General features: G+C 68.3%; 16 protein-coding genes. 7 read left to right on the top strand and 9 right to left on the bottom strand.

The genetic code is table 11. The features are described from left to right. Window positions 1-60: 60 nt before the first annotated feature. Entirely contained in the window at window positions 61-495 is a 435-nt protein-coding gene (locus AX709_RS10290; protein ID WP_066549258.1) for a hemerythrin domain-containing protein, read from the top strand. Window positions 496-501: 6 nt separating this feature from the next. Here AX709_RS10290 and dprA read toward each other — a convergent pair whose 3' ends face one another. Both dprA and plsY read right to left on the bottom strand, forming a co-directional pair. After that, complete coding sequence (gene dprA / locus AX709_RS10285; protein ID WP_066549257.1) at window positions 502-1,590, bottom strand: DNA-processing protein DprA; 1,089 nt, start codon at window positions 1,588-1,590, stop codon at window positions 502-504. Further along, window positions 1,583-2,191 carry a glycerol-3-phosphate 1-O-acyltransferase PlsY gene (gene plsY / locus AX709_RS10280; protein WP_066549256.1) on the bottom strand — a complete coding sequence of 203 codons (609 nt, stop codon included), beginning with the start codon at window positions 2,189-2,191 and terminating at the stop codon, window positions 1,583-1,585. The genes dprA and plsY overlap by 8 nt, the downstream gene beginning before the upstream one ends. Before the next feature lie 81 nt (window positions 2,192-2,272). On the opposite strand from plsY, the gene murI reads away from it, so the two are divergent. Next, complete coding sequence (gene murI / locus AX709_RS10275) at window positions 2,273-3,091, top strand: glutamate racemase (protein ID WP_066549270.1); 819 nt, start codon at window positions 2,273-2,275, stop codon at window positions 3,089-3,091. Between the two features lie 23 nt (window positions 3,092-3,114). Here murI and AX709_RS18630 read toward each other — a convergent pair whose 3' ends face one another. Then, complete coding sequence (locus AX709_RS18630; protein WP_156437861.1) at window positions 3,115-3,291, bottom strand: hypothetical protein; 177 nt, start codon at window positions 3,289-3,291, stop codon at window positions 3,115-3,117. A gap of 264 nt (window positions 3,292-3,555) precedes the next feature. Between AX709_RS18630 and hemA the strand changes: the two genes are divergently transcribed. Next, complete coding sequence (gene hemA, locus AX709_RS10270; protein ID WP_156437868.1) at window positions 3,556-4,770, top strand: 5-aminolevulinate synthase; 1,215 nt, start codon at window positions 3,556-3,558, stop codon at window positions 4,768-4,770. 60 nt (window positions 4,771-4,830) lie between these two features. After that, window positions 4,831-5,988: an endonuclease/exonuclease/phosphatase family protein gene (locus tag AX709_RS10265; RefSeq protein WP_066549255.1), complete on the top strand. Its 1,158-nt coding sequence runs from the start codon at window positions 4,831-4,833 to the stop codon at window positions 5,986-5,988. 17 nt (window positions 5,989-6,005) lie between these two features. Here the strand turns inward: AX709_RS10265 and AX709_RS10260 are convergent, their stop codons facing one another. The 3 genes from AX709_RS10260 to AX709_RS10250 form a co-directional block, all read right to left on the bottom strand. Then, window positions 6,006-6,668 (bottom strand): class I SAM-dependent methyltransferase, encoded by a 663-nt coding sequence (locus tag AX709_RS10260; RefSeq protein ID WP_066549254.1) that lies wholly within the window; start codon window positions 6,666-6,668, stop codon window positions 6,006-6,008. Further along, a complete protein-coding gene (locus AX709_RS10255; protein ID WP_066483424.1) occupies window positions 6,665-7,900 on the bottom strand; it encodes a DUF3419 family protein in 1,236 nt (411 codons plus the stop codon). The genes AX709_RS10260 and AX709_RS10255 overlap by 4 nt, the downstream gene beginning before the upstream one ends. A gap of 209 nt (window positions 7,901-8,109) precedes the next feature. After that, window positions 8,110-8,577, bottom strand: coding sequence for a hypothetical protein (locus tag AX709_RS10250; RefSeq protein WP_156454245.1), 468 nt, complete (start codon window positions 8,575-8,577; stop codon window positions 8,110-8,112). A 92-nt stretch (window positions 8,578-8,669) separates the two neighbouring features. Here AX709_RS10250 and rpiB point away from each other — a divergent pair, with 92 nt between their 5' ends. The 3 genes from rpiB (at window position 8,670) to AX709_RS10235 (ending at window position 12,974) form a co-directional block, all read left to right on the top strand. After that, window positions 8,670-9,113, top strand: a complete 444-nt coding sequence (rpiB, locus tag AX709_RS10245; RefSeq protein WP_066549253.1) for a ribose 5-phosphate isomerase B — start codon at window positions 8,670-8,672, stop codon at window positions 9,111-9,113. 108 nt (window positions 9,114-9,221) lie between these two features. Then, window positions 9,222-11,693: a glycoside hydrolase family 3 protein gene (locus AX709_RS10240; protein ID WP_231727492.1), complete on the top strand. Its 2,472-nt coding sequence runs from the start codon at window positions 9,222-9,224 to the stop codon at window positions 11,691-11,693. Between the two features lie 3 nt (window positions 11,694-11,696). Further along, entirely contained in the window at window positions 11,697-12,974 is a 1,278-nt protein-coding gene (locus tag AX709_RS10235; RefSeq protein WP_066483417.1) for a sugar MFS transporter, read from the top strand. Here the strand turns inward: AX709_RS10235 and AX709_RS10230 are convergent. The 3 genes from AX709_RS10230 to AX709_RS10220 form a co-directional block, all read right to left on the bottom strand. Next, window positions 12,953-14,188 carry an MFS transporter gene (locus AX709_RS10230; protein ID WP_066549251.1) on the bottom strand — a complete coding sequence of 412 codons (1,236 nt, stop codon included), beginning with the start codon at window positions 14,186-14,188 and terminating at the stop codon, window positions 12,953-12,955. The genes AX709_RS10235 and AX709_RS10230 overlap by 22 nt on opposite strands. Continuing rightward, entirely contained in the window at window positions 14,175-15,236 is a 1,062-nt protein-coding gene (locus AX709_RS10225; RefSeq protein ID WP_066549250.1) for a LacI family DNA-binding transcriptional regulator, read from the bottom strand. The genes AX709_RS10230 and AX709_RS10225 overlap by 14 nt, the downstream gene beginning before the upstream one ends. A gap of 6 nt (window positions 15,237-15,242) precedes the next feature. Continuing rightward, window positions 15,243-16,136: glycoside hydrolase family 16 protein (locus AX709_RS10220; RefSeq protein WP_066549249.1), on the bottom strand; the 894-nt coding region annotated here is incomplete at its 5' end.

Raw genomic sequence — 16,136 nt, 5'->3', positions numbered from 1 at the left:
GGTTTGTTAAGGGTCTTGCGGCTAGATCGTGACAGCTACGTTTCGAGGTGACACCTGTCCTTGTCTCACCACTCGCTTGAACGGCTGATCGGCGATCACCGGCGCATCGTTGCGCTGGCGACGGCGCTTGCCGACGCGGCGGTGGATCCCGACCAGCGACCGCACCAGCTGCGCGACGCGGTCGACGGGCTGCTCGAAGCGGTGATCCCCCACCTCGCCAATGGCGATCGCGACATCTATCCGCGACTGCTCGCCTGCAACGACGACCCCGATGCCCGCGCGGCGCACGACGCGATCCGCCGCTTCGAAGGCGCGGCGGTCGACTGGCTGGGCTATGGCGCGCACTGGCACGAAGAAGCGATCATGCGCGACCGCGCTGGCTTTGCGGAGGCGACCGCGCAGCTGATCGACCAGCTGCATGCGCGCATGCGCAGCGAAAACGAGCTGCTCTATCCGCTCGCGCTGCAGGCCTCCGCGATTCGTCTGCGCGCCTGACGCCGATCAGACCAGGCTCACCCGGGCCCCGGCATGGCGTTCGAGCCGGCCGGCAAGCTCGAGCTCGAGCAGCACCGTCTGGACGATGGCCGGGGCGATCGCGGCCTGACGGATCAGTTCGTCGACCGCGACCGGCACGGGACCGAGCAGATCGGTGACGCGCCGGCGTTCGCTGGCATCGACATCGGCCGTCACCGGCGCGGGGTGATAGGTCGATCCCGGCGAGCGGACCGCGCGGGGATCGATCGGCCGAACCGCCTCCAGAATGTCGTCGACCGACTGGACCAGGGTCGCCCCCTCGCGGATCAGCAGATTGCAGCCCTGCGCGCGCGGATCGAGCGGCGAGCCGGGCACCGCCATCACCTCGCGGCCGGCGTCCGCGGCGATCCGCGCGGTGATCAGCGATCCCGATCGCGGGGCGGCCTCGACCACCACGGTGCCCTGTGTGGCGCCTGCGATGATGCGGTTGCGGGTGGGGAAATGGCGCGCCAGCGGCTCGGTGCCCGGCGGCTGTTCGGCCAGCAGCAGCCCGCGCGCGGCGACATCCTCCTGCAGGGCGGCATTTTCCGGCGGGAAAACGCGGTCGATGCCGCACGCGATGACCGCCACGGTGCCGGTGTCGATCGATCCCTGATGCGCGGCGGTATCGACCCCGCGCGCCAGCCCCGACACGACGCTCACCCCCTGTCGTCCCAACCCGATCGCCAGTTCGCGCGCGAACCGGCAACCCGCCGCCGACGCGTTGCGCGCACCGACCAGCGCGATGGCGGGCCGCGCCAGCAGCGCGGTGTCGCCGCGCACGGTCAGCACCGGCGGCGCGCTCTCCAGCTCGGCGAGCAGCGCGGGATAGTCGGGATCGTTGATGAAGACGTGGCGCGCGCCGAGCCGGTCGACGGTCGCGATCTCCCGCGCGATCATTGCCGGATCGGCGAGGGTCGGCGGGCGTCCGCCGCCGCGCGCGGCCAGCATGGGCAACGCCTCGATCGCGCGCGCGGCATCGCCGAACCGCGCGATCAGCTGGGCGTAGGTGACGGGCCCGATGCCGTGCGCGCGGATCAGCCGCAGCCGGTCGGCCCGACCGGTCGGATCAGGCACGCGGACCTGCGCCCACCCGCGGCTCCGTGCCCGCGACCAGGCGCGCGATGTTGCCGCGATGCTTCCATCCGACGATCAGCGCGAGCGCGAGCGACAGCGGGACCAGGTCGCCGCGCCCCATCAACGCCAGCGAAACCGGAGCGGAAAACGCCGCGGCAAGCCCTGCGACCGACGAAATGCGCAGCGCCGCCAGCATGCCCAGCCACACCCCCGCATAGACGAGCGCGGCGGGCGCGTGCAGCGCCAGCACCACGCCCATCAGGGTGGCGACGCCCTTGCCACCCAAGAAGCGCAACCACACGGGGTAGCAATGTCCGATGAATGCCGCCGCCGCGGCGAGCGGAGCGTGGCCGGGCACGATCGCATCGGCCAGCGCCACCGCCGCCCAGCCCTTGGCGACGTCGAGCGCCAGCGTGGCCGCGGCCAGCCCCTTGCGCCCGGTGCGCAGGACGTTGGTCGCGCCGATATTGCCCGATCCGATCTGGCGAAGATCGCCCGCACCTGCCGCGCGGGTGAGCAGCACACCGAACGGGATCGATCCCAGCAGATAGCCGATCAGCAGCGCGAGCGCCGGTGCCTGCCATAGAATTTCGGTCGGCACCGTGCCCTCGACCCCTTATCCGGTTCCGACCGATCGAATACGGCCTTGATTTGGCGCGCGCAACCGCCGCATGGCGCGCCGATGATCGCGCGCGAAACGCTGTCGCCGGCGGACCGGCCGCTGCTGTTCTTCGATTCGGGGATCGGCGGTCTGTCGGTGCTCGCCGCCACCCGGTCGCTGCTGCCGCAGGCGCCGATCGTCTATGCCGCCGACTCGGCGGGATTTCCCTATGGCACGCGAAGCGAGGCCGACATTGCCGCGCGCGTGCCCGCGCTGCTCGGCCGGCTGGCCGAACGCTATGATCCGCGCCTGATCGTGGTCGCGTGCAATACCGCGTCGACGATCGCGCTCGCCGCCGTCCGTTCCGCGCTCGACCTGCCCGTGGTCGGCACCGTGCCCGCGATCAAGCCCGCCGCCGCGCTCAGCCGTACCCGCGTGATCGGCGTGCTCGGTACCGAGGCGACAGTGCGCCAGCCCTATGTCGACGAACTCGCGCGTGCCTTTGCCGCGGATTGCCGCGTTCTGCGCCACGGCTCGGCGGCGCTGGTCGAGATGGCCGAGGCCGTGCTGCGCGGCGAGGACGTCCCCGACGCGGCCTATGCCGACGTGCTTGCCGGGCTGCTCGACCAGCCCGGCGGCGACCGGATCGACGTCGTCGTCAACGCCTGCACCCATTTTCCGCTGGTCGAGGCGCAGCTGAAGCGCGCCGCCCCCCGCCCGCTGCATTTTGTCGATGGATCAGCCGGAATCGCGCGACGCGTCCAGGCATTGACGGCGGACCAGGCCTGGCCAGCGTCGCCGCGCGCCAATGTCGCCGTATTCACGCGACGCGACGCCGTGACCGCGCGGCTTGAGCCCGCTTTGGCCGGCTATGGCCTGAGCCGGGTCAAAACGCTCTGATCGCCGGGCGGCGCGTGCTGCGCTCAATTAGTCGGCGCGGTCTCCCCAGCCGCCGACTGCGCATCGCGCGCGGCAAGTTCGCCATAGCGTTTCGCCATGGTCAGATGCGCCGAACGGGCACATTGATCCGCGGCGCGATCGGCGAGCAAGCGCGCCTGTTCCGCACGGCGCGCATAATATTCGGTGTTGGACGAAGCCATGTCTCAGCCTCCTGCATTTCATTGGCGCGCGGCGAATATCGATCGCGTCGATGCGTGCGACTCGGGGAAGGGAGTGCGATATCGGGGAGGTAGCACAGCGCGCCGGGCACGTCCTTGATCGAGAGCAATGTCGAAACTTTGCGCAATATCAGTCAGATGCGCTATCTCGTCCGCCTGTCAACCGGGTCCTTTGGCGGCTGGAAAAACGCAGGCGTCGCGTCTAGATACGCGCGCATGACACGAATTGCGGACGTGGGACCGGTCATGGACTATCAGCGCGCCTTCACCCAGGCGATCGACCGGCTGCACGCCGAGGGGCGCTACCGCGTCTTCATCGACATTCTGCGCAACAAGGGCGCCTTTCCCAACGCGCGCTGCTTCGCCGGCCATAACGGCCCCAAGCCGATCACGGTGTGGTGCTCCAACGACTATCTGGCGATGGGCCAGCACGCCGACGTCATCGCGGCGATGGAGGAGGCGCTGCACAATGTCGGCGCGGGATCGGGCGGGACCCGCAATATCGGCGGCAACACGCATTATCATGTCGACCTTGAGCGCGAACTGGCCGACCTGCACGGCAAGCAGGCGGCGCTGCTGTTCACATCGGGCTATGTCTCGAACGAAGCGACGCTGTCGACGCTGGCAAAGATCCTGCCCGGCTGCATCGTGTTTTCGGACGCCCTCAACCATGCCAGCATGATCGCCGGCATCCGCAATTCGGGCTGCGAGAAGCGGGTATTCCGCCACAACGACCTCGCGCATCTCGAGGAGCTGCTGGCCGAGGCCGATCCCGCCGCGCCCAAGCTGATCGCGTTCGAGAGCGTCTACTCGATGGACGGCGACGTCGCGCCGATCGCGGCGATCTGCGACCTTGCCGACAAGTATAACGCGCTCACCTATCTCGACGAGGTTCATGCCGTTGGCATGTACGGCGCGCGCGGCGGCGGCATTTCGGAGCGCGACGACGTCGCCGGCCGGTTGACGATCATCGAGGGGACGCTGGGCAAGGCGTTCGGGGTGATGGGCGGCTATATCACGGCGGACCAGACCATCATCGACGTCATCCGCAGCTATGCACCGGGCTTCATCTTCACCACGTCGTTGTCGCCGGTGCTCGTCGCCGGCGCGCTGGCGAGCGTGCGCCACCTGAAGGCGTCGAGCGTGGAGCGCGACGGGCAACAGGCGGCGGCGGCGACGCTGAAGGCGATGCTGGCCGCAGCGGGCCTGCCGGTCATGGCGACGACGACGCACATCGTGCCGCTGATGGTCGGCGACCCGGTCCGCGCCAAGCGGATCAGCGACATCCTGCTCGCCGAATACGGCGTCTACGTCCAGCCGATCAATTACCCGACCGTGCCGCGCGGCACCGAACGGCTGCGTTTCACCCCCGGGCCGAGCCACACGCCGGAGATGATGCGCGAGCTGACCGACGCGCTGGTCGAAATCTGGGAACGGCTCGAGCTGCGCAAGGCCGCCTGACGCCCGCGGTCATCGCCGCGTCACCTCCCGCGCGCATGATCGCGCTCGGGGGTATGGCCGATGACGATGATCCATTCGCTGCGCTGGCGCTTTACCGATCCGCTCCACCGCCGCTTCGTTGCCGAACGGTTGACCGCGCTCAAGGCGGCGCTGCAGCGCGAGATCACGCAGCGTACGAGCGAGCGCAGCCTGCGGCTCGCCACCTGGAACCTGATGCATTTCGGCAATGGCGGCGGGTATCGTCGCACGCCCGAATCGATGCTCTACATCGCCGAGATCATCGACCATTTCGATCTGGTCGCGGTGCAGGAGGTCAATCGCGACCTGACTGCGCTCGACACGCTGGTCAACGATCATCTCGGCACCGACTGGGACTATCTGGTCACCGACACGGCGGGCGGCACCTCGCGTGAAGGGGGGCCGGGCAATCACGAGCGGCTGGCCTTTCTCTATCGCCGGGGCAAGGTGCATTTTGCTCGCGAAACCGGCGAGATCGTCTTGCCCGAGGGTCAGGAGATCGCCGCGCCCGGCGCCGACGGCGTCACCCGCCATGTCCAGTTCGCGCGCACGCCGTTCACCGTCGCGTTCCGCGCCGGCTGGCTCAAGTTCAAGCTCTGCACCGTCCACATCTTCTACGGCGATGCACGCGAAGGCTCGCCGGAAATGGCGCAGCGCCGTGCGGAGATCGCACAGATCGCCCGCTTCCTTGCCGATCGGCAGGCGGACGAGGCGCGCGCCGCCGTCCGCCGCGCGCGGGAGGACGGCTGGGTCCGTCCCGAAGATGCCGGGCGCGACGCAAACTATATCCTGCTCGGCGATTTCAACATCGTCTCGCCCGCGCACGAGACGATGCAGGCGCTGGAGGCTGCGGGATTCACCGTGCCGACCGCGCTGCACACCACCAATCTGGGCAATGACCATCATTACGACCAGATCGCGGTCAAGGCCGCGCATCCCGGCTTTGCAGTGCGCAACTCGGGCGTGTTCGACATGCTCGGGCACGTGTATCGCGACGAGGATGCGGCCTTCTACGTCGATCACCTGAAGCCGGAGCGTATTGCGGTCGACGGCGACGGCAATCCGCGCCCGCGCGATCGTCAGGTCGACTATTTCCGGCGCTATTACCGGCGACATCAGATGTCCGACCACAAGCTGTTGTGGTGCGAAATCGCGATCGACTATGCCGACGCCTATCTGGCCGAGATTGCAGCCAGTTGATCGTCGCCCCGGCGCATTCAGTCCCGGCCGGCGGCCAACGTCGCGCGCCAGGCATAGCCACGATAGAGCGGCTGGAAACGCGCCTCCAGCCCCGCCGCGCGCGCGACGCGGGCGATGACGCGATCCAGGTCGGCGCGCGGGCTGACATGGAATTTGGCGAGCCAGGCGAACAGCAGCCTGCGCCACGGGCGGGGCAGCTGCTCCTGCTGGCCGAAATCGACGATCTGCAGCGTGCCGCCGGGCGCCACGACCGCGGCGGCGGCGGCGATCGCATCCTCCCAGCCCGGAATCATCGAGATGGTATAGCTCATGAACACCCGGTCGAACCGGTCACGCCCGAACATGGCGGCGGCATCAAAGCCGGTCGCGTCGCCCTGGGCCAGCGTGATGCGTGCGCTCAACCCCGCGCGCGCGACATTCGCCCGCGCGGTCGCCAGCATCGCTTCGGAAATGTCGAAGCCAAAGAATTGCGCGTGGCGGTAGCGCCGCGCCGCCGCGATCAGGTTGCGCGCGGTCCCGCAGCCGACCTCGAGCACCGCCCCGCCCGCGGGCGGGGCAAGGTCGCGCAGCAAGGCGTCGCGACCGAGCAGATAATATTTGCGCGTCAGGTCGTAGATGTGGCGCTGGGTCGCATAGACCGCGTCCATCCGCCGCGCATGATCGCGCGCGCCGTCGCTCATCCCTTCAGCACATAGAGATGCACGCCGCCATAGATCGCCGAGCGGTCGCGGCGGGTATAGTCGAGCGATTCGTCCGCACGATAATCCCAGCGGTCGAGGATCGCGTCGGGCACGCGGCCGGGCAGCAGGCTGGGCTGGGCCGCGGTGCGGAACAGCACCCGCGCGCCGGGCTTCGCGGTCCGCGTGATGCCGGTCCACAGCCGGGTCAGCACCGCGTCGGTCATCCAGTCCTGGGCATCGAGCAGGATATAGCGATCGAGCGACGCATCGGGCATCGCGTCGAGGTAATCGCACATGTTGGCATGGCGCACCTCGACCCGGTCGACCCGCTCGACCACCGCCTGGTAATTGGCGGGTTCGAGATAGGGGGGCAGCGGCGCCGCCGGCCCTTCGCCATAGCCGCGCCCGAAGGCCTGCCACGCGAAATAATTCTGCGAGAGGTCGAAATCGCAGGCGAGCTTTTCCAGCCGCTGCTTGAGCACCGCCGAAATGCCCTGCGGATCATCGGACGCCAGCGCCTCATACTGCGCGGGCGGAATGCCCAGCCCGAAAAGCGACGCGGGTTGATCGACCAGCCAGCGGACGAACTTCTTGTCGAACACCGGGGCGAGCTTGGTCTCGAAGATCTCGCGCTGCTCCTCGATCGTGCGCGCTTCCAGCATCACGCGCGGATCGATGCCATAGAGCTTGGCGACCAGATGCGCGGCGCCGATGAAACCGCCGAGCAGTCCGCGCTTGTAGAATCCCTTGGAAAAGCCGGTGATCCGCTTGCGCCCGATCAGCCCGCGCCCTTCCCAATAGCGCCGCGACACATCGTCGAGATGCGGACGGACATACGCCATATAGGCTTCGACATTCTCGCGCCGGTTGGCCTGGCCGAAAAAGCGGTGGAAGGCGGCATGGTCGGGCAGGTGCCGCGCCGCCGCCAGCTTGAGCTTGTTGAGCGCGATATGTGCGGTGTTGAGGTCGACCGCGGTGATCGCGGCGGGATCGGCGGTCAGGTAGCTGAGCACGTTGCAGCCGCCCGACGCGATCGTCACGACATGGCAATCGGGCGTGATCGCCAACGCCTCCAGGTCGACGACCGGATCCTCCCAGATCTGGGCATAGACCAGCCCCCGGAAGGCGAAGGTGAAGGTCCGTTCGAGCAGCCCCTGCTTCGAGAGATGGTCATGCCGGTGCACCGCGCCGCGCACGGCCACATTCCGGGGAGCATTTTCAACCAGCGCCATGTCGTGAAATCCCCTCAAGCGCACGCCGCGCCGGTGAATGCCGTGCGCGTTAGGCTGACATTATGACGCTTGCGTTGCAAGTGCGTGACGGGCCGGGTCGGGTTGCGCGCGCGGCCGGCAAATCCGGCGCGCACGCGCGGGCGTTTGCGCCGCCGCCGTCACGCGCGGCGGACGCTGCCACGCGCGCTTCACCCCGGCATCCGCGGCCGTCAGGCGCGGCAATAGCCCTCGCCGGTGCGCACAATCAGGCAATCCGATTTGTCGAGCAGATACTTCATGCCGGTCGCCTCCCCGTTGCCGGGCGTCAGCGTCTGGTCGCCGTCCGGGCGGGTAAAGCGCAGCACGCCCCCGGTCACCGATCCCTTGAACGACCCTTCGGCATCGGCGTCTAGGCCCCAGCGGTTGCGGATGGTATAATGGCCGGGCCCGACTTCGGAATCGGCTGCGATGTCGAGGAACATGCCCTCGGGGCCGATCCAGCGGCCGGCGAAGTCCGGTTCGGCGGCGCTGTCATTGGCGGCCACGGTGTTTTCGACAGCAGCGTCGGCGTCGTTATCGCCGGCATCGAGGGGCATCGTCACATTGCTCTCGACCGTCGCCGGTTCGCGCGTGTCGTTGCATCCGCCGACCAGCATCAGCGTGCCGGCCAACATCATCCATCCTGCGGTGCGTGCCATGATCGTTTCCTGATGCCCATGAGCGGTGCACCGAGGCTAGCCCGAGGCGCGCCGGCGGGCTAGGGCGTTTCGTGCAACCGGAGAGCCAGCCCATGCCACACCAGATCGTCCTCGCCTCCGACCATGCCGCCATCGAGCTGAAGGCGGCGCTCGCGCAATGGTTGCGTGAAGCCGGGCATGACGTCACCGACCTAGGCCCGCAGGATCCGACCAGCGTCGACTATCCCGATTATGGCTATGCGCTCGCCGGGCATGTCGCGGCCGGAAAGGCGACATTCGGCATCGCGCTGTGCGGATCGGGGATCGGCATCTCGATCGCGGTCAATCGCAACCCGGCGTGCCGCTGCGCGCGCGTTGACGAGCCGCTGTCCGCGCGGCTGGCGCGCGAGCATAATGACGCCAACGTCCTGGCCATGGGCGCGCGGCTGATCGGCCTCGACCAGGCGAAGGCGTGTGTGGAGGCATTCCTGAGCACATCCTTTGCCGGCGGACGTCACCAGCGTCGCGTCGACAAGCTGAGCGCGCCAACCGGCTGAGCGCTGATCGCATCCCGACACTGTCCAGCCCCTTGATTTGACCACCACACCCTGTCATCACCCGTGTGAGAACGTTCACAATAATCGAACGGAAAGACGGAGGCACGGGTGCGTAGAACGGTCGGTGCAGCATGGATCATGCTTGGGTCGATGGTGGCGGCGGCGGGAGCCAGCGTCGGCCTTGCGCATCAGGGTCGCGCACAGCCCGCACCCGCCGAAACGGGCGTGGCCGATCCTGGAAAATGGCCGCGCGCCGCCAGCCCGGCCACGATCACCACACCCGCGACCGAGGCCGAGATCGACCGATTGATCGCGCGCATGACGCTGCGCCAAAAGGTCGGCCAGTTGATCCAGGCGGACATCGCGTCGATCACGCCTGCCGACCTTGCCGAATATCCGCTTGGCTCGATCCTGGCCGGCGGCAATTCCGGCCCGTTCGGCGATGAACGCGCCAGCCCTGCCAAATGGGCCGAGCTGGTCGCCGCCTTTCGCGACGCCTCGCGCAAGGCGGGGGCGGGCGTGCCGATCCTGTTCGGGGTCGATGCGGTGCATGGGCATTCCAACCTGCCCGGCGCCACCATCTTTCCGCACAATATCGGCCTGGGCGCGGCGCGTGACCCCGAACTGATCCAGCGGATCGGCGCGGCAACCGCGGCGGAAATCGCCGGCAGCGGCATCGAATGGACCTTCGCGCCGACATTGGCGGTGCCGCAGGATCCACGCTGGGGCCGCACCTATGAAGGCTATTCGTCCGATCCGGCGCTGGTCGCCGATTATGCGCGAGCGATGACCCTGGGGCTGCAGGGCACGCTGGTTGCCGGCAAGCCGCTCGACGCCCACCGGGTCGCGGCGACGGCCAAGCATTTCCTGGCGGATGGCGGCACCCAGGACGGCCGCGACCAGGGCGACGCCGTGATCGGTGAGGCCGAACTGATCGACGTCCACGCCCGCGGCTATCCGCCGGCGATCGACGCAGGCGCGCTGACCGTGATGGCCAGCTTTTCGAGCTGGAACGGAGTCAAACACCACGGCAACAAATCGCTGCTCACGGACGTGCTGAAACAGCGGATGGGCTTTGCCGGCCTGGTCGTCGGCGACTGGAACGGCCATGGCCAGATCCCCGGCTGCAGGCCCACCGATTGCCCGGCCGCGGTGAATGCCGGCCTCGACCTCTATATGGCGCCTGACAGCTGGAAGGGGCTGTTCGCCAGCACGTTGGAGGCGGCGCAGTCCGGCCGCATTCCGGCCGCGCGGATCGACGATGCGGTGCGCCGCATCCTGCGGGTCAAGTTCAAGCTGGGCCTGATGGGGACCACGCCCGTGGCGCGCGGTGATGTGGCCAGCATCGGCGCGCCCGATCACCTGGCACTCGCCCGCGAGGCCGTCGCGAAGTCGCTCGTCCTGCTCAAGAACCAGGGCAATGTCCTGCCGGTCCGGCCGCGCAGCCGCGTGTTGATCGCGGGCAGCGGCGCAGACGACATGGCGATGCAGGCGGGCGGCTGGACGATCAGCTGGCAGGGCACCGACACCCGCGCGCAGGATTTTCCGCGCGGGCGCACCATCGGCCGCGCGATCGTCGACGGCGTGACCGCCAGCGGCGGCACCGCGACGCTGGCCCCGATGCCGAGCGATGCAGAGGTGGCGGGTGCCGATACCGCCATCGTCGTGCTGGGCGAAAAACCCTATGCCGAGTTCGAGGGCGACGTGCCCAACCTGGCCTTTCGTCCGACCGACGCCGATGCGGCGCTCGTCGCGCGGCTGAAGGCGGCGGGCAAGCGCGTCGTTATCCTGTTCCTGTCGGGCCGACCGATGTTCGTCGGCGGCCTGCTCAACCAGGCCGATGCCTTTGTCGCCGGCTGGCTGCCCGGCACCCAGGGCGAAGGCGTGGCCGATGTGCTAATCGCCGGCGCAAATGGCCGGCCGGCGCGCGACTTTACCGGGCGGCTGCCCTTTGCCTGGCCCGACGATGCGCGCGCGCCGGTCAAGCAGCCGCTGTTCCCGGTCGGCTATGGCCTGGACTACACGCGCGGCGGGTCGCTTGCGCGGGTCAACGAAGATCCGCGCGTCGATCTTGCGGCCGAGGAGGTCGCGACCAACTTCGTCGTGCGCGGCAAGGTGCCGGCACCTTGGCGCCTCGCCGACGACGGTGCGATCGCCACGCGCGCGATCGACCTGAAGGCACAGGAGGATGCGCGCCAGCTCACCTGGCTTGCCGACGCCGTGCTGACGATCAACGGCCCCGCAATCGATTTGACCCGCCAATCGAATGGCGGCCTCGCCTTGTTCATCGAATGGCGAATCGACCGCCGCGCGGCTGGGCCCGTGCGGGTCGCAATCGGCGAAGGCGCGATCGACCTCACCGCCGCGCTTGCCGCCAGCACCCCCGGCACGGTCGTGGAGACCCGGGTGCCGTTGCACTGCTTTGAAAAAGCGGGCACCAAGATCGCATCGGTCGGTTCACCGTTCCGCGTGCAGGCGCCCAAGGGCTTCGTCGCCACGTTGCGATCGGTGCGGATCGAGGCCGGATCAGGCGTTGCCGCCTGCCCCGGCACATCGAACCAACCCAGCCATCGGGAGTGAATCATGGCCCTGCAACCCGGCGCATCGAACGCCGCGCGTGACGACGCATCCCATATCGATGCGCCGCAACTTCAGCTGTTCGTCCTGGGGCTGTTTTTCATCTTCGGTGGCATCACCAGCCTGAACGACGTCATCATCCCCAAGCTGAAGGAGCTGTTCACCCTCAACTTCACCCAGGCGATGCTGGTGCAATTCTGTTTCTTCGCCGCCTATGCGGTGATCGGCATTCCCGGTGCCCGGCTGGTCAAGCGCATCGGCTATATGCGCGGCGCGGTGGCGGGCCTGTTGACGATGATGGTCGGGTGCATTCTGTTCATCCCGGCCAGCCAGACCGCAACCTATGGCCTGTTCCTGTTCGCGCTGTTCGTGCTGGCCAGCGGCGTGGTGATCGTTCAGGTCGTCGCGAACCCGCTGATCACGCTGCTCGGCAAGCCCGAAACCGCGAGCAGCCGGCTGACCTTTGCCCAGGCGTTCAATTCGGTGGGCACCACCGTTTTTCCGATCGTCGGGTCGATCCTGATCCTCGGCAGTCTGGCGACGGTCAGCGCCGATCAATTGACGGGGGCGCAGCTCGACGCCTATCGGACTGCGGAAAGCCAGGCGATCGTCAACGGCTATCTGGGCATCGCGGTCGCACTCGCCATCGTCGCGGCGGTGGTGTGGCTGTTCCGTAACGCGCTGAAGGGCGAACGGCATGAGGCGAGCAGCGGGCTGGCCGGGCTGGACCTGCTCAAGCGGCCGCGCTTCGGCTTCGGCGCGCTGTGCATCTTCCTCTATGTCGGCGCGGAAGTCTCGATCGGATCGCTGATCGTCAACTATCTGATGCAGCCCCAGGTGCTGGGCCTGGGCGAACAGGCGGCGGGCAAGCTGATCGGCGTCTATTGGGGCGGGGCGATGATCGGCCGCTTCATCGGGTCGGCGGTGCTGCGCGTGGTCAGCCCGGGCAAGGTGCTGGCAACGGTCGGCGTTGCCGCGATCCTGCTGATCGCGCTGTCGACGCAGACGACCGGCACGGTCTCGGCCTACAGCCTGCTGGCGATCGGCCTCGCCAACGCGATCATGTTCCCGACGATCTTTACGCTGGCGTGCGAAAAGCTGGGCGCGCGTGCGGCGGACGGTTCGGGCATCATCAACGTCGCGATCGTCGGCGGGGCGATCGTGCCGCTGTTGACCGGGGTCATCGCCGATGTCTCGGCCAGCCTGGCGGTCGCGCTGGTGCTGCCGGCCCTGTGCTATGCGGTGATCGCTGCCTTCGGCGTCTATGCCCGCCGGCCGGCCTGACCCGGACCCCGGCCCAGCACGACAAGCAACAGCACTGCACCTGCCGTCAACAACGCGAGCACGAGGAACAGCGCCGCAAAGCCATAGAGCGGCACCAGCGCCAGCGTCAGCCATGGCATGACCAGCGACGGCATCGTATTGGTCAGGTTGAACAGGCCCAGGTCGCGGCCGCGATGGCGCGCCGACGGCAGGACGCGCAGGGTCTGGCTGGCGTGGAGCGACAGAAAGACCGTGCTGGCCAGCCCGAACAGCGCGTAAGCCGCGATCGCCATTGGCAGGGTGGTCGCGAGCGCCATCATCCCCAGCCCGGCCGCACAGAGTGCCGCCAATCCGGCCAGCGGTGCCAGCGGACGGCCGGTACGGTCCGACCATCGCCCCAGCGCGAGGGCGACGATCACCGCGGCGCACAGCACGGTCATGAAGATCTGTGCGGTGCGATGCGCGGGAAAGCCGGGCGCAAGGCTGCGCAGCCACAGCAACAGGAACGCGAACAGCGACGCCTCGGCAATCTGGACGAGCAGCCGCGCCAGCCACATGCCGATCACCGCACGCGGCCCGCTCGGTGCGGGATCGCGCGGGCCTGATGCGGCGGGCGCGGACGTGGCCAAATGCGGCATCGCCCGCGCGCGCGCCGCGACCAGCCCCGGCGTGACCATCGCCAGCACCAGGATCGCGACGAGGGTCGTGCCCCAGCGGGCTGGATCAAGCGGATCGGCGGTCACGACCACCCCGGCCAGCGCGCCGAGCGCCGGGGCGAAGGCGAGCAGCCCGCCCAGCAGCCCCTTTTGCGCGTCGGGCACCGCATCGCCCGCCCACGCTGCGAGCGGCGCGAGCATGGCGTTCAGGCAAAGCTGCCAGCCGATGATGCGCAGGATCAGTTCGCCCGGACCCGTCGCCAGCGGCATGGTCACCATCAGTGCCGACGATCCGATCATCCCCAACGCGATCAGCGGCCGCCGCACGCGCAGCGCATCGCTGATCCAGCCAAAGCCGATATTGGCGAAGCTGGCGGTCAACGCGCCGGCAAAGGTGCAATGGGCGATCAAAGTGAGCGCGCGCCCGGGGTCGTCGCCGCTGATCGCGGTCGCCTGCAACGGCAGCAACAGGGTGAGAAACGGCACATAGGCCACCGCACCGCCGGCAAAGGCCAGCGCGTAAAGCGACAGGAAGCGCGAATGCTGGGCGGCGGGACCCGCAGGGTCAGCCACGGTCATCGGCCGGCGGCGGGGCGGTGCTTTCGCGCACCACCAGTTCGCTGGCCAGTTCGACCGGCAGTTCCGACTGTTCGTCGCCCGTGGCCCGGATCAGCAACTCCACCGCGCGGGAAAATGCGCCGGCGATCGGCTGATCGATCGCGCAGAGCCGGGGGCGGGTGAAGCGCACGACCGGCGTGTTGTCGAAACTGATCAGCGACAGGTCGCGGGGCACCGCCATGCCGCGCGCTTTGGCCACGTCCAGCACCGCCAGCGCCATCTGGTCGCTGCTGGCGATGATGGCGGTCGGGGGCAGTGGGTGCGCCAGCAGCCGATCCGTCGCAGTCACGCCGCTGGCATGACCGAAATCGCCGCGCTCGCAATAGCCGGCGGTGGCAAGTCCCGCCCCCGCCATTGCCGCGCACCAGCCGTCGATGCGCCATTGCGACAGGCTGTAGTCGGCCGGTCCGGCGATGAAACCGATGCGGCGATGGCCCAGCGCGATCAGATGTTCGGTCGCGAGCCGCGCGGAATTTGCGTCGCCCAGGGTCATTGCGATGCCGGGACCGCGCGCCTGCGAACCGATGCGGGCAAAGGCGATGCGGCGATCAGACAGCAGGCGCGTGATCTGGGCGTTTTCCGAATGCGGCGGGGTCAGGATGACGCCGTCGGGCTGCAGGGCGGCCAGCGCCGCGCCCAGCTCGCGCTCGACATGGTCGCTATGCGTGTCGATCAGCTCGAAGATCATGCGGTAGCCATGTTCGGCGGATTTCAGCATCCCGCCGAGCAGCATCTGGTCGACCCAGTCATTGCCCTGCCGCGCCTGCCATTCGGCGATGGTGCGGTCGCGATCGTTGATCGCCAGGATCAGATAGGATCGCGATCCGCTCATCCGCTGGGCCGCGATCGAGGGGACATAGCCCAGCTTGTTGATCGCCGCCTGCACCCGCGCCTTCATGGCCGGGCGGACATTGGGTTCGTTGTTGATGACGCGGCTGACGGTCTGGAGCGAAACACCGGCGTCGGCGGCGACATGCTTGATGGTTACGGCCTGGCGGCGTCTGGCCATGCGTGTTCAGTCCTTTTCGACGCCTTTCATACAGGCCAGTCCGGTCTCCTCATCCTGCCTGCACTGATAGACCCGGATCCAGTCTATCACGAAAGCGGCGGGCAGCGTGTCCTTGCCGATGCCCTTGTCGTTATTGTCCTCCGCCAATCGCCCCCCGATCGCCAGATTGGCCATCAGGTAGAAGGGCTGGTCGAACGGCGCAACCGGATTTCCCGCCGCGCGCGGCGATGCGGTGCGCCACTGGTCGGCGGTGACGTCCCAATAGAGCCGCCCGTCGAGGAAGAAGCGCATCCGCCCCTTGCCCCATTCCAGCGTCCAGACGTGGAAATCATCCGAGGGCAGCGCGAGGTCGGGCAGCGCGACGCGACGCTCGATATGCGTGTTGCGCGGCGGCGAATCGCCGAAATGCAGCGCGCTGAGCGTGCGGTTCTCGCCCCGATTGCCCGCGCAAACGGTGCACGTGGCGCCCATGTTGACCGCTTCCAGAATGTCGATCTCGCCCGACAACGGCCAGCCGCCATAGACGCTGTCGGCCGGCATCATCCACACCGCAGGCCAGGTGCCCTGCCCCTTGGGCACCTTGGCGCGGAACTCGATCCGGCCGTATCGCCAGCTCGCCAGGCCCAAGGTACGGATTTTGCCCGAGCTATAGGGTTGGGTGACGGTCGGGTTGGGCGTCGCGGCGATCTCCGGCGGCCGGTCGGGGCCGGTGAAGCGTTCCTTGCGCGCCATCAGGTGCAGCATCCCGTCGGTCACCCGGATGTTGGCGTCGCGGTCGGTATAGCATTGCTGCTCGTTGTTGCCGCCGCCCCAGCACGACACTTCCGGCCGCCATTTGGTCGGATCGAGCGCGGTCCCGTCAAATTCGTCGGACCAGACCATTTTCCAGTCGGGTGCCGG

Origin of the sequence: Sphingomonas sp. CCH15-F11 (genome assembly GCF_001557005.1) — a bacterium.
Taxonomy (GTDB): Bacteria; Pseudomonadota; Alphaproteobacteria; order Sphingomonadales; family Sphingomonadaceae; genus Sphingomonas.
This window is presented reverse-complemented; position numbering and strand designations above follow the sequence as displayed.

Coding starts and splice junctions, on each gene's coding strand:
- hemA (WP_156437868.1), top strand. CDS start 3,556: ATGGACTATCAGCGCGCCTTCACCCAGGCGATCGACCGGCTGCACGCC.
- rpiB (WP_066549253.1), top strand. CDS start 8,670: ATGCCACACCAGATCGTCCTCGCCTCCGACCATGCCGCCATCGAGCTG.
- AX709_RS10255 (WP_066483424.1), bottom strand. CDS start 7,900: ATGGCGCTGGTTGAAAATGCTCCCCGGAATGTGGCCGTGCGCGGCGCG.
- AX709_RS18630 (WP_156437861.1), bottom strand. CDS start 3,291: ATGGCTTCGTCCAACACCGAATATTATGCGCGCCGTGCGGAACAGGCG.
- AX709_RS10265 (WP_066549255.1), top strand. CDS start 4,831: ATGACGATGATCCATTCGCTGCGCTGGCGCTTTACCGATCCGCTCCAC.
- AX709_RS10250 (WP_156454245.1), bottom strand. CDS start 8,577: ATGGCACGCACCGCAGGATGGATGATGTTGGCCGGCACGCTGATGCTG.
- AX709_RS10230 (WP_066549251.1), bottom strand. CDS start 14,188: ATGACCGTGGCTGACCCTGCGGGTCCCGCCGCCCAGCATTCGCGCTTC.
- AX709_RS10260 (WP_066549254.1), bottom strand. CDS start 6,668: ATGAGCGACGGCGCGCGCGATCATGCGCGGCGGATGGACGCGGTCTAT.
- AX709_RS10235 (WP_066483417.1), top strand. CDS start 11,697: ATGGCCCTGCAACCCGGCGCATCGAACGCCGCGCGTGACGACGCATCC.
- murI (WP_066549270.1), top strand. CDS start 2,273: ATGATCGCGCGCGAAACGCTGTCGCCGGCGGACCGGCCGCTGCTGTTC.
- AX709_RS10225 (WP_066549250.1), bottom strand. CDS start 15,236: ATGGCCAGACGCCGCCAGGCCGTAACCATCAAGCATGTCGCCGCCGAC.